Here is a 13219-nt window from a genome sequence, read left to right on the forward strand (position 1 = left end):
CGGGTTCAACGGCGGCTTCCGGTCGGCCCGGCACCCGCACCTCGCCCCGTTCAGCCGAACCGGGTCGCCAGGCGGTGGTACGAGGAGGGCGCGAGGGCCCGCACCGCGGCCGGCCAGCGGAGCCAGCCGGGCACGAACACCTCGTGGCGATCCCGGCGCACCGCCTCGACCACCGCCGCGGCCACCTGTTCGGGCGGGATCGGACGCGGGTGGGCGCGGGAGTAGGGCACCCCTCTGCGGGCGAAGAAGGGGGTGTCCACCACACCCGGGACGACGTGGGTCACCCGCACGCCGGTGCCGTGGAGCTCGTACCGCAGCGCGTCGGCGAAGGCACGGAGTGCCGCTTTCGCCGAGGAGTACACCGCTTCCTCTCGCACACCGACGAGACCCGCCACGGAGCCGACCAGCACCATCCGGCCGTGGCGCCGCGCCACCATGTGGGGCAGGATCTGCCGGACCAGATGCACGACCGAGGCCAGATCCACGGTGAGCACGTGGTCCACTTCGCTGTCGGGCATCGAGGTGAACGGACCCGCCCAGCCCACACCGGCCGACGCGACGAGCAGGTCGACAGCCGGCACATGGTGAAGGGCCCCGTCGACGAGCTGCCGGGCACCGTCGGCGTCGGCCAGATCGCAGGGAATCGGGATGCCGGACGTCTCACGCGCAACCATGTCCAGCCGGGCACGGTCACGTCCGGAGACCAGCAGCGTCCACCCCTCCTTGGCCAGGCAGCGTGCGACAGCGGCCCCGATCCCCGAGGACGCGCCCGTCACGAGCGCCACGCCCGGCTCGGGCACAGCTCGTGAGAGAAGGGAGGAGGAAGCCGTACGCGGATCCGCCGCGGCGCGTCCCAATCTGACCTCCTTGAGCGGATGGATCCGAGCACGGTGTCGGAAGGCGCGGACCGCGCGTGAAGGGCGTCCGCGCCGCCCGGCTGCTTGAGTCCGTGTCTGCGACGAAGACAACGACCATCGAGCCCTAGCCGGTACCCGCGGCTTTCAAACCTCGCCTCGTGCGCCCCGGACGGCCCGACGCGTCCCACCGGCGAGGCCGGGGAGCCGGGCCATCACGCCATCGGCGGTGTCAGCGGACCTCGCGCAGCAGCCGGCCGACCGTGATCCGCTGTCACCGGGCCTGCCCTCGGCTGAGCAGAACGGAGCAACCGACCGGCGGCGAGTGACCGCGCCGGTGGCGGGCGGCCGAGGCACCAGCGGCGCGCACCGATGGGCCGCACGTGTGTCATTGCGCGACGACACCGGCCGCACTGTGGTCGTCTTGAAGCGCGTGCTTCGGGCCGGGCAGGAGGATGGCACACCATGGTCTATCTCTTCAGTCTCTCCGCCGCCTGCCTGCTGGGCTGCGGTTTCGTGTTCCAGCAGCACGCCGCCGAACGCGAACCGCTGTCCATCATGCTGTCCTTCAGATTGCTGTTGGACCTCGTGCGGGTGCCGCTGTGGCTGGCGGGCATCGCCTGCATGGTCGTCGGCCAGGTTCTGGGGGCGCTGGCACTCGCCCACGCCGGCCTGGCCGAGGTGGAGCCGCTGCTCACCACGAACCTGCTCTTCGCGATGGCGCTCGCGCGGTGGATGGGCGACCAGCCCCTGGGCTGGTCCGGATGGCTGGGAGCGGGCGCTCTCAGCGGCGGGGTGGCGGCCATCATCCTCGCGGGGCAGCCGCGCAGCGGCCACGGTCAGGTCGGCGCGCTGCGGCACTGGGCGGTGATCGGCTGTGTGCTGGGGCTGGCCGGGATCCTCATCGGCATCGCCCAGCACCTGCGACTGCTCTACCGGCCGCCCCTCCTGGCCGCCGCGGCCGGCACCCTCTACGGCCTCCAGGACGCGCTCACCAGGGTCTGCGGCGGCATCATCGCCGACAGGGGAATCACCGGACTGCTCGTCTCGTGGCAGCCCTGGGCCATCGTGGGGCTGGCCGTGGTGGGGCTGTTGCTGGTGCAGAGTGCCTTCGAGGCCGGGCCGTTGCGTCTGTCCTTGCCCGCGCTGAGCGCGACCGAACCCCTGAGCGGCATCGCCTGCGGTATCGGCTTTCTCCACGACGAGTTGCGTACGACGCCGGGCGCACTGGCCTGGCAAGCCACTGGAGTGGTGGCGGCGGTCAGTGGAGTCATCGTCCTGGGACGGCACCCTGTCATGCCCAGCGGCAAACGCCGTCCTGAGCCCCCGGCCCATCACCTGCACCACCCGCGACACCGGCCATGAGACCACCGCGGCCCCAGCGACTCCGCAGCGCACGCCGGCGTCCCGGCCAGGCACATGACGTCGCGCGGACCCGGGGGCATGACGTGACGCACGGGAGGACCATGGCCGGTGGAAGGAGGGAGGACGTGTGGTGCGCCTCTCACCGGGGAGGCTGCTGACCGCCGCACTGTACGTGGTCGCGCTGGTGCCGCTGGCCCTGGCGGCCACCTGGCTCTCGGTACGGATCACTCCCCTGCAGACCGTGTCGGCCGCCGGTCAGACCCTTCGGGTGGGCGCCGCGCTGCCACGGTTCAGCCTGTCCGGTCCGGGGGGACTCGACCTCTTCGGCCAGAAGATCCCCACCGAACCGCGCTTCGACGGACCGCTCCGGCCACGGCTCGACCTGGCCCACATCAGCCCCGGCCCGCACGTCGACCGGCTCCTGGAGTCCGGGGACCACGGGAAGCCGGAACTGGCCGGCCGCCGACTCGCGGACGGCTGGGTGCGCTACGCCCTGTGGGAGACGGCGGTGGCGGCCGGAGTGATGTCGGTCCGCTCCCGCCTGGCATCGCTCAACTCCGTCCTGCGCGACGGCGCCCGGACCGCGGGCGCCGTCTTTGTGCGGCCGCGCTTCGCCGGGCACGAACTGTGCAGCAGCCAGCCGCATGTCCAAGGGCCGGCCGACAAGGCCCCGCTCCATCCGACAGCGGCGGGGGAGCTCGCCATCGCGCTCGCCGACCAACAGGCGCTCCCCTGAGGGCCGCCCGCACGATCGAAGAGCGGCGATGTGCGGACCCAGGCATAGTCGTGCGCGGCCGCCGAGTTCATACGGCGCAGTGTGCCCGACGCCTCTGACAATGTAGGGCGCCCTCGCGAGGATCGGCTTCGTTACCGAAACAGAACTCGGGGGACCTTTCAGAAGTTTTGATTTTGTGATATTCTGTCAAATTATTGGACTAATGTCCGGCCTCATGATGAACAAGGGGCAACCCAGCCAGACGGCTCTCATGTCGGCCGCAGCTCGCGCGGCGCACCTCCTCGTCGACGACACCCCTCCGATCTTCGTCGACCCCTTGGCGCAGACCTTTCTCGGGGAACGTGCCGAAGAACTCCTCGGCTATCACCGGTCCTTTGGCGCGCACCCGGTCCTGTCCGGCGCGAGGACGACGGCCGTCACCCGCGGCCGCTACGCGGAGGACCGATTGGCCGACCTGGCCGGCCAGGGAGTCGACCAGTACGTGATCCTCGGCGCCGGGCTGGACTCTTTTGCTTACCGGTCGGAACTGGCCGACGGCGTGCGGGTGTTCGAGGTGGACAGGCCGGGGAGCCAGAACTGGAAGCGGGCGCTGCTGGCGGAGGCGGGGACAACGGTGCCGCCGTCCGCCTCCTTCGTCCCGGTCGACTTCGAGGAGGAGTCCGCCCGGTCGCTCACCGATCACCTCGTGCGGGCCGGCTTCGACCTGGGCCGGCCCGCGCTGGTCAGCTGGCTCGGGGTGACGATGTACCTGACCTCGCAGGCGATCAGGCAGACCCTGGCCGTCATCAGCGGATTCGCACCCGGCACAGAGCTCATCGTGGAGCACATCCTCCCGGCCGCACTCCGCGACGAGGCAGGTCAGTCCTATGCGGAAAACGTCATGGCGGCGGCGGGTGAGCAGGGCGAGCCCTGGCGAACGTTCCTCAGTATCGAGCAGATGGACGCCCTCCTGCTCGAGCACCAGCTCCAGCCGATCGAGTACGCCCGGCAACGCGACACGATCGCTCCCGCGGAGTGGGAACGTTCCGACACGCTCCGGCCGTTCGAGTTGTCCGTCCTCGCCCGTGCGGGCGTCCCCCGGGGACGATGAAGCCGGGCTGAGCACTTGGTTGACGCCCTCGCGGCCGCCCCTCAGGCGGCGGCCCTTGGGGGCTCGGGAGTCGTGCGGGCAGGGCGGGCGGGTGCTCAGTCCGCGGACTGCGTGCCGTGGGGCGACAGGCCGAGCAGCGGGAGCCACACCGCGTCCACGATCTCGACGATCGCTTCGTCGGGCACCGCGCCCATGGCCATCAGCATGTCGTGGCGTACCAGGTCGAAGGGCAGGTTCACCATGCGGGCGGGGCGCGGTACGTCCGTCAGCTCGCCGCGCTCGACCGCGCGGCTCACGAGCCGCTCGAAGGGGGGTGTCTGATCCGCGGGCAGGAGGCGGCTGCGCAGGTCGGTGAAGTCGGTGCCGGTCTCGCGGAAGTAGTCGGCCAGCTGGACGCGCATGAGTATCACCATGCGGACCCGCTCGGCGTTGACCGTGCGCAGGAGGGTGAGGGCGTCCTGGCGCAGGCTGCCGGTGTCAGGGATCTCGAGGGGGCGCCAGTGCCGGGCGAGGGTGGCGACGAGGAGGTCCTCGCGCCGTGGCCAGCGGCGGTACAGGACCGGCTTGCTGGTGCCGGCGCGCGCGGCGACGGCTTCGAAGGTGAAGCCGCTGTAGCCCTGCTCGACCAGGATCTCCCAGGCGGCATCGGTGATCGCCCTCTCCAGGGCGGCACCCCTGCGCCGTATCGGAGTGCCCTCCGCGCGCCGCTCACACACACTGCCCCCATATGTCCAGGTTCACGGTATTCCGTCATACGAATTAGATTCGCTTGCGTATCTTAACTCGCGGCCGTACTCTGGAGGCAATAAGATACGGAGCCGTTTCTAAACGGTGTGCGACCGAGGAGAACGTCATGTCCATGATGAATGCCGCGCTGGTGGAGTCCTTCGACGAGCCGCCGCACTTCCGCTCCATCCCCGCCCCTGAGGCCGCCCCCGGCCAGGAGGTGGTGGACGTCCTCGCCGTCGGCGTGCACCGCGCCACCAAGGGCATCGCCGCGGGCAAGCACTACACCAGCCCCAAGGAGCTGCCCGCTCTGGCCGGCGCCGACGCCGTCGTCCGCCGGGCAGACGGCAGCCTCGCCTTCGTCATGCCGATGGGCGCCGGCTCCCTGGCCGAGCGCATCGTCATCGACCCGGCCACTGCCATCCCCGTCCCGGACGGAGCCGACCCCGCGGTCCTCGTCGCCACCATGAACCCGGCCCTGTCGTCGTGGGCCGCGCTGCGCACCCGGGTGCCCTTCCGGGCCGGGCAGTCGGTCCTGGTGCACGGCGCGACCGGCAACGCCGGATCGATGGCAGTCAAGGTCGCCAAGCATCTCGGAGCCGAGCGCGTGATCGCCGCCGGGCGCAATCGCACCCGCCTCGACGAACTCACCACCGAAGGCGCGGACGACATCGTCCAGCTCACCCCCGACCAGGACGCCACCGCAACGGCGCTCGCCAAGGCCGCCGCAGAGGTCGACGTGGCCCTCGACTACGTATGGGGACCGCCCACCGAACTCGCTATGCGCGCCGTCCTCGAAGCACGCACCCAGCACACCCGCCTGCTCGACTGGGTGCAGATCGGCGGCATGGGCGGAGACACCATCACGCTCTCCGGACACGCCATGCGCTCCAACGCGTTCCGCGTCCTGGGCAGCGGTATCGGAGCGGTCGCCATGGACGTGATGCAGCGGGAGTTCACCGAACTCGTCGCCGCGATCGCCGCGGGCGGCATGTCGGTACGCCCGCGCCCGTTCCCCCTCGACCAGGTCGAAGCGGCTTGGGCCCACCAGGACGCACCCGGCGAGCGCACCGTCATCCTTCTGTGAGACACCTCCGCGGACTGCCGGTCCGATGCCCGGGACGCCGGCTCGACCCACAACGCCTACAGCCGTCACAGCACCCCCACTTCGTTGGACGCCCCACCGCCGCGCTGGGATCCTCAGGCCGACACGGTTTCGGGTGGGGCATCGGTCTAGTCCGTGCGGCCGGCGTCGCGCCGCGCGGGAGGACGGGTGTGCACGTACAGCTTGCGGCGGTCTCCCACCTCCACGTGCTGCGGCAGCGGCAGTTCATAGCGCACGGGTCGGCGGTGGTCGGCCAGTTGCCGTGTGGGGTTGTAGACGCGGTTGAATTTCCACAGCATGCGGGCGAAGTTGGTCTGCCCGCGGGCAAGGTTTCCGCCCAGTACGCGCAGGGCGCCCAGGGCGGTCTTCAGGCCCAGGTGCTTGCGGTTGATGACCGCCTGAGTCTTCACCAGTTCACGGTAGAAGACGTCCAGCGGCAGCTTGGTGGGCACCACGGCGTGCTGGATGTCGAACAGACGATAGTCACGCGTTGTGAGCCTGCGGGACTCGGTGTGCCAGATCTCCGTTCCGGGATAAGGCGTCATCACCGTCAGGTGCACGATCTCCGGGACGGCCAGGGCGAACTCCCGGACGAGACGGAAGCGTTCCTCGTCCCACGCCGGGTCGACGATGAGGTTGATCGCCACGTTGATACCGAGTCGGCGCGCCACTTCGAGAGCCCGGAAGTTGTCATCGGGGCTGACCCGCTTGCGGTACAGATCCAGTCCCTCGGCATCGATGGCCTCCATGCCGAGGAACATGTAGCTCAGACCGAGTCGGGTCCAACGCTGGAAGACCTCTTCGTTACGCAGCAGGACGTCGCTGCGGGTCTCCAGATAGTAGCGCTTGCGGATCTTGCGACGTTCCAGTTCCGCGGCGATGGCGTGCCCGTGCTCGGGCCGGATGAAGGCGACGTCGTCGACGATGAAGACGTTCGGCTCCCGAATGCCCGCCATCTCCGCGCCGGCCACCTCGGGGGAGGCTTTGCGGTAGCTGCGGCCGTAGAAGGTCCAGGCGGAGCAGAAGGAGCAGTCCCACGGGCAGCCGCGGGTGAACTCGATCGACGCGCAAGGATCGAGTTCACCGATGAAGTATTTGCGCCGGTGGCGCATCAGGTCCCGGGCCGGTAGGGGGCTGTCGATACTGTGCATCATGCCCGGTTCGGGGCCGCGTCCGGATGGCGTGACGATACCCGGAACGCTGTCCACTCCTCCGTCGCGCACTGCCGCCAGCAGGGGAACCACGGCCGGTTCTCCTTCGCCCCGCACCACCGCGTCGACGGACCCTTCGGCCTGTGCGAGGACGTCTTCCGCCACGAAGGAGACGCTGTGCCCGCCGAAGAAGACGAAACAGCCAGGGGCGGAACGTTTCGCCGCGCGCGCGAGGTCGATCGCCTCGGGGATGTTGGCGAGGTAGTTCAGGGACACGCCGAGGGCGTCGGGGCGGAAGGAAGCGAACTCACGTGCCAATTCCTTCGTGCCGGTCACCTGCAGGTCCACGATGCGCACGTCGTGGCCGGCGTCGCGCGCTGCGCCGGCCACTCGTTCGAGGCCGAGCGGCTCCAGGCGCAGAAAGATCTCCGAGTACATCAGGGCGCTGGGATGGACGAGCAGCAAGCGCATGGTTACCTCGGTTGATGGGGAGACAGCTGGCGGGTAGCGGTGTCAGGAGGTTTCCACGCGAGGCGCGCCTGTACCGGATGTCCACCGAAAGGGCCAAGACCGCGTCGGTTCGGCGTCGAGCGGCATTGCGTCCGGGTGCGCCCGTGTTTCGCCGGACCGGCGGCGTGGCCAGGGGCTCCCTGCCGGCAGGGGCGCCCGGCCCGTGCAATGGTGAGTGAGCACCGATGCCGGGCCTGTCGACCAAGAGGCGGCGCCGCCGCATGCGGGACAGCCCGGACAGGCAGAGGGACGCCGCGGGAGGCCACCGGCCGCGATGGCGACCGCCGGAGCCCGGCACCCTTCATCATCCTGGCTGCCGCCCGCCGGTCGGGGCCTGCCCGGAGGTGTCCGGACCGCTCGGATCACCTGCCGGTGAACAGCCGCACCACGTCGTCGAGGTCCGTCTCCTCGGGGTCGAACATGATCAGAACGTCGTCGCCGGCGTGAAGGCGGGCGGTGAAACGGGCCGAGACCAGTGCTCCCTCCCGGATGACAAGGCTGACCCATACGTGTTCGCCCACGTCCAGGTCTCCGATGGCGCTGCCGTCGGCGGGAGCTCCCGGGCTCACGGTGACCCGGCGTACCCCCTCGGGCCGGTTCCTCAGCCGGATTCCCAGGGCCCACGGTTGCAGTTCCCCCGCGCGCATCGGGACGTGGCACCAGCGGGCGACCAGCGGGAGCAGTGAGCCCTGGACGGCGACAGAGAAGGCGACCGCAAGGAAGACGACGTCATAGATGCGGTCGCCGTGCCGCTGATGCGCGCTGAGGACGAAGCTGCCCAGGAGAATGGGGACGGCGCCCTTGAGACCGGCGAAGGCGATGAAGACCCTTTCTCCCCGGCGTAGCCGCAGAGGCCACAGCAGGAGCCCCATGACCGCGGGCCGCGCCACCAGCGCCAGTACCACCGCCAGCGCGATCCCGGTTCCCCAGGCCCGTTGCGGGGCGAACGTCCACAGCGGCACCGTCAGGCCGAGCATGATGAACGCCACAATCTCCGCGAGGCTGGCCAGGGCTGCGTGGAACCGCTCGATCTCCGCCTTGTAGGGAGCCCGGATGTCCCCGACCAGGACCCCGGCGACGAACACGGCCAGGAATCCGGATCCGTGGGCCATGGTGGCGAGACCGTAGAGGGCGAAGGCACTGGCCAGCGTGCGCAACGGGTAGAGGCCCTCGCTGGGCAGCGGAACTCTCCGCATGAACGCCTTGAGCGCCTGGCCCCCCAGCACGCCCACGGCGGCGCCGACGGCCATTTGCTCGGCGAAGACCGCGGCGACCTGACCGGCCCGCGCGGCGCTGGAACCGCCCGCGGCCCCCAGAAGACCGGCCATGAGCGCGATTCCGACGGGGTCGTTGGCTCCCGACTCGCCCAGCAGCAGCGGACCGGCACGGCCTCTGATCTCTCGTCTGCCCAGAACGGAGAACACCACGGCGGGGTCCGTGGGAGCGAGGGCCGTACCGAGCAGAACGGCTGAGGTCCAGTCGAAGCCCAGCAGCCGGGCAGCGGCGGACATGACGGCGGCAGTGGCGAAGGTCCCCAACGTGCCGATCCACGCGACGGCGCCCGCGTTGGGGCGCAGGCGCTGCCAGCCCAGGTCCATGCCGCCGTTGAAGAGCACGACGACCAGGGCCAGCGACACGACCTCCTGCACGGTCCCGATCGACAGCTCTCGCAGCGTGGGAGCCAGATCGGAGGTCACGGCCGCGGCCACCAGGAAGAACGCGGCGGCGGGCACGTGAAGGAATCTGCTGAGCCGGTTCGAGAGCACGGCTGCGAGGCCGACGAAGGCCACCACGGTGACGGCTGTCGCAAGCGATTCAAGATCCTTCATTGCCGCTCCTGGGAGCCTTTCTCTGCGAAGTCAGCAGCTCAACACAGCGGGCGCGACACACCGGCGGGTCCCGGGCGGCGTCGGCATCGGTATGGGAAGCGGTTCGGCACGCGTGCGGATGGGCAACTCCCATGGTGGGGAATCCCCGGAGGTCATGCGCGAAGGAACGCCGTTGTGACCGCCACCGAGGCAAAGTCGGCACGGATCGAGTCACCGGCCAGGGGCGTGCGAAGCCACCGGGAGCGCCTCGGGTGGCGGGGCCTGGCCGATGCACCCCGAGCGCGTGGTCTTGCCGACTCGCCGTCGTCCGCCATGTGGCCTGTCCGCGTGGCGTGCGCGGCCGGTGACGACCCGCTTCGGTTTCTGCTGTCCGCACCGTCCGTTCGCCCGGAGCCGGTGGCGCCCGACGGTGGCACCGAGCGTGAACAGCGCCGATTCCACCGGGCAGCCGTCCCCGCCGATTCGTCCGGCACAACGCCGGTCACCACCCCACTGCGGGGACAGCGACCTCCGGGGCAGCGGCCTGCGGGGACAGCGGCCTGCGGGGGCGACGGACTCCGGGACAGCGATCCGCGGGGACCTGCGTCCGAGACCGGCGTCGCGCGGACAGCAGCGTCGTGCAGTCGCTGCTTCCTACGGCTCGGCCCGGACACGCACGGCGCCGCTGCCCGGCTTCCGGCTGCGCCTGCGGCCGTCAGGCGGAGTTGTCCGGATGCGTGAGGTTGTCGCCGGTTTCCGGGTGGAAGACGTGCGCCTTGCTCATGTCGACCCGCATCTCCACCGGCTGACCCTCACGCGCCTGCGTGGCCGCGTTCAGGCGGGCCACGACCTGCTGGCCGGCGCCTGCACTCGCGCCGGGACCGGCACCGGCATCGAGCAGACCCGAGTCCCTGGCGAGTTCCTCCAGTTCGGCCGAGCGCGCGGGCCCGCCGCCCTCCGCGGTGAAGTGCACGTACACGTCGGAGCCGAGGGATTCCAGCACGTCCACGACAGCGGTGAGGACGGGGCCCCGTTCATCACGCGACAGGGCCGCGTCCTCGAACGCTTCGGGTCTGAGGCCGACGATGAGCTCACGGGGCGCGTTCCGCCGTGCCAGCTCCTGGACCGTGCTGTTCTGCAGGGGCAGGTCCCCGAGCGCGCAGTGCAGGATGTCGCCCTCCACCGTGGCGTTGAGAAAGTTCATCGCGGGAGAGCCGATGAAACCGGCGACGAAGAGGTTGATCGGCAGGTCGTAGAGTTGCGCGGGCGTGCCGACCTGCTGGACGACACCCAGCCGCATGACCACGACGCGGTCGCCGAGCGTCATCGCCTCGGTCTGGTCGTGGGTGACGTAGACGGTGGTGGTGCCCAGACGTCGTTGCAGCCGGGCGATCTGGGTGCGCATCTGGACGCGGAGCTTCGCGTCGAGGTTGGACAGCGGCTCGTCCATCAAGAAGGCCTTGGGGGCGCGGACGATGGCCCGTCCCATGGCCACGCGCTGCCGCTGGCCGCCGGAGAGGGCGGCGGGCCTGCGGTCGAGGAACTGGGTCAGGTCCAGGATGCGGGCTGCCTCCTCGACCTTGGCGGTGACCTGGGCCTTGTCGGTCTTGGCCAGGCGCAGCGGGAACGCCATGTTCTCGCGGACGGTCAGGTGCGGGTACAGGGCGTAACTCTGGAACACCATGGCGATGTCCCGGTCCTTGGGCGGGAGGTCGTTCACGACACGGTCGTCGATGCGCAAGGTGCCCGCGGTGATGTCCTCCAGCCCGGCGATCATGTTGAGGGTGGTGGACTTGCCGCACCCGGACGGGCCGACCAGGATCACGAACTCGCCGTCGGCGATGGCGAGGTCCACGTCCTGAACGGCGAGGGATCCGTCGGGAAAACGCTTGCTGACTTGCTCAAGGACGATCTCGGCCATGGGCGTACGCCTCCTTGCCTCGTGCCTGCGTGTCTGCGTGCCTTCACGCCTATGTGTTCTTCGTGTTCTTCGTGTCTCTGTGGTCCGCTGTCGGCGAACCCGTCATCCCTTGACCGCCCCGGAGGTCAGCCCGGCGACGATCCGCCGCTGGAAGAACAGGACGAAGACGATGATGGGGACGGTGATCACCACGGCCGCGGCGGCGATCGACCCGGTGGGCTGCTCGAACTGTGAGCTCCCGGTGAAGAACGCGAGAGCGGCCGGCACGGTGCGGGCGGCGTCGGTGGAGGTCAGCGAGATCGCGAAGAGGAAGTCGTTCCAGCAGAAGATGAATACGAGGATGGCCGTGGTGAACATGCCCGGCGCCACGAGAGGCGCGATGACCAGCCGGAACGCCTGGGCCGGTGTGGCGCCGTCGACCTTCGCCGCCTTCTCCAGGTCCCAGGGGATCTCCCGGAAGAACGCCGACAGGGTGTAGATGGCCAGCGGCAGCGAGAAGGTCGTGTACGGGATGATCAGCCCGATCCAGGTGTCGAAGATCCCCACGATCCGCTCGATGTTGAACAGCGGTGACACCAGGGAGATCGGCGGGAACATGGCGATGAGCAGCGACATGCCGATGAGGAGCCGTTTACCGGGGAACCTCAGCCTGGCCACCGCGTAGGCGGCCAGGGTTCCCAGGACGACCGCGATCACCGTGGCGATCAGCGCGATACCGATCGAGTTGACCAGCGCGCGGGTGAACTCACTGGTCCGGAAGATGCCCCGGTAGTTCTCCCAGGTCCAGCTCCTGGGGATGTAGTCACCGTCGGTGAGGGTCTTGGGGTCCTTGAACGACAGCGCGACGATCCACCACACCGGGAACAGGGCGTAGAGCACCACCACCACGTTCACCACGCCCCAGCGGACGGCGTGTGCCTTGCCGGCGGCGGCCATCAGCGTTTCACCTCCGCGCCGGGTGCCGCCGCGCCGAACAGTTTGACGAAGGCGAAGGCGATGATCGCGACACAGATGAAGATCAGCACCGAGATCGTCGATCCGATCCCGAGGTTCAGCGCGGTGAACAGGTTGTCGTAGCCGAGGATCGACACCGAACCGGTACGGTGCGCGCCCGAGGTCAGGACGTAGATGTTGTCGAAGATCCGGAACGCGTCCAGCGTGCGGAAGAGCAGGGCCACCAGGATGGCCGGTTTCATCATGGGCACGATGACCTTGGTGAAGCGTTGGAGGGGAGAGGCGCCGTCCACCATCGCCGCCCGCAGCGTCTCCTCCGGGACCAGGGCCAGGCCCGCGAGCAGCAGCAGCGCCATGAACGGTGTCGTCTTCCAGACCTCGGCGAGGACGATCAGCCACAGGGCCGGCCACTGCTCGGTCAGCGGGGCGCTTCCGTCGGGCAGCAGCGCCGCGAGGTATCCGAGCTGCGGGGTCCAGGCGTACTGCCAGGAGAAGGCGGCGACCACGGTGACGATTCCGTACGGGACGAGTACCGAGGTGCGCACGACGCCACGCCACAGGACCGTCCGGTGCATGACCATGGCGAGCGTCATGCCGAGAACCAGCTCGAAGGTCACGGAGACCACCGTGATGAAGACCGTCACCCACAGGGCGTCCCACCAGTACGAAGAGGACAGCACCGCCCCGTAGTTGCTCAGCCCGACGAACTCCGCCCGCCCCGGGAACCGCAGGTCGTACCGCTGCAAAGACAGGTAGACGGCGTAGCCGACGGGATAGGCGGTCACGGCGACCATGACGATGACGGCCGGGGCGCACAGCAGCCAGCCGAGCCGCCGTTCCTGCCGGGCTCCCGCCGAGAGCGCCGCACGGCTGTCAGGTCCCGTCCGCGGCCCGGCGGGCGGCGGTGCCCCGTCCGGACGGGGCGGCGCGCTCATCTCGGACCGCCCCGGCGGACGTGCCGAGCCCGCGGGCTCCGGCCGACGGGGGAACACGGGCTGT

Annotated in this window: 11 protein-coding genes; 4 read left to right on the top strand and 7 right to left on the bottom strand. The window is 69.9% G+C overall.

Translation table 11 applies throughout. The features are described 5' to 3' along the window. Positions 1–50 precede the first annotated feature (50 nt). Positions 51–800, bottom strand: a complete 750-nt coding sequence (locus tag OFY01_RS00695) for an SDR family NAD(P)-dependent oxidoreductase (protein ID WP_266595208.1) — start codon at positions 798–800, stop codon at positions 51–53. Positions 801–1319: 519 nt separating this feature from the next. Here OFY01_RS00695 and OFY01_RS00700 point away from each other — a divergent pair. The 3 genes from OFY01_RS00700 (at position 1320) to OFY01_RS00710 (ending at position 4045) form a co-directional block, all read left to right on the top strand. Beyond that, positions 1320–2219, top strand: a complete 900-nt coding sequence (locus OFY01_RS00700; RefSeq protein WP_266595210.1) for a DMT family transporter — start codon at positions 1320–1322, stop codon at positions 2217–2219. 127 nt (positions 2220–2346) lie between these two features. After that, positions 2347–2955, top strand: a complete 609-nt coding sequence (locus OFY01_RS00705; RefSeq protein ID WP_266595211.1) for an SGNH/GDSL hydrolase family protein — start codon at positions 2347–2349, stop codon at positions 2953–2955. Between the two features lie 202 nt (positions 2956–3157). Then, on the top strand, positions 3158–4045 hold the full coding sequence (locus tag OFY01_RS00710; protein WP_266595213.1) for a class I SAM-dependent methyltransferase: 888 nt from the start codon (positions 3158–3160) through the stop codon (positions 4043–4045). Between the two features lie 95 nt (positions 4046–4140). Here the strand turns inward: OFY01_RS00710 and OFY01_RS00715 are convergent, their stop codons facing one another. Next, a complete protein-coding gene (locus OFY01_RS00715; RefSeq protein ID WP_266595215.1) occupies positions 4141–4761 on the bottom strand; it encodes a TetR/AcrR family transcriptional regulator in 621 nt (206 codons plus the stop codon). Positions 4762–4898: 137 nt separating this feature from the next. Here OFY01_RS00715 and OFY01_RS00720 point away from each other — a divergent pair, with 137 nt between their 5' ends. Continuing rightward, entirely contained in the window at positions 4899–5858 is a 960-nt protein-coding gene (locus OFY01_RS00720; RefSeq protein ID WP_266595217.1) for a quinone oxidoreductase family protein, read from the top strand. A 146-nt stretch (positions 5859–6004) separates the two neighbouring features. Here OFY01_RS00720 and hpnR read toward each other — a convergent pair whose 3' ends face one another. The 5 genes from hpnR to OFY01_RS00750 form a co-directional block, all read right to left on the bottom strand. Further along, positions 6005–7498, bottom strand: a complete 1494-nt coding sequence (gene hpnR / locus OFY01_RS00725) for a hopanoid C-3 methylase HpnR (protein WP_266595219.1) — start codon at positions 7496–7498, stop codon at positions 6005–6007. A 401-nt stretch (positions 7499–7899) separates the two neighbouring features. Next, entirely contained in the window at positions 7900–9366 is a 1467-nt protein-coding gene (locus OFY01_RS00730; protein WP_266595221.1) for a cation:proton antiporter domain-containing protein, read from the bottom strand. 694 nt (positions 9367–10060) lie between these two features. After that, positions 10061–11266 (bottom strand): ABC transporter ATP-binding protein, encoded by a 1206-nt coding sequence (locus tag OFY01_RS00740; protein WP_266595223.1) that lies wholly within the window; start codon positions 11264–11266, stop codon positions 10061–10063. A 102-nt stretch (positions 11267–11368) separates the two neighbouring features. Continuing rightward, entirely contained in the window at positions 11369–12202 is an 834-nt protein-coding gene (locus tag OFY01_RS00745; protein WP_266595225.1) for a carbohydrate ABC transporter permease, read from the bottom strand. Further along, positions 12202–13155 carry a carbohydrate ABC transporter permease gene (locus OFY01_RS00750; RefSeq protein ID WP_266595227.1) on the bottom strand — a complete coding sequence of 318 codons (954 nt, stop codon included), beginning with the start codon at positions 13153–13155 and terminating at the stop codon, positions 12202–12204. The genes OFY01_RS00745 and OFY01_RS00750 overlap by 1 nt, the downstream gene beginning before the upstream one ends. Between the last annotated feature and the right edge of the window lie 64 nt (positions 13156–13219).

Origin of the sequence: Streptomyces beihaiensis, assembly GCF_026274175.1 — a bacterium.
In the GTDB taxonomy this organism is placed as follows: domain Bacteria; phylum Actinomycetota; class Actinomycetes; order Streptomycetales; family Streptomycetaceae; genus Streptomyces; species Streptomyces beihaiensis.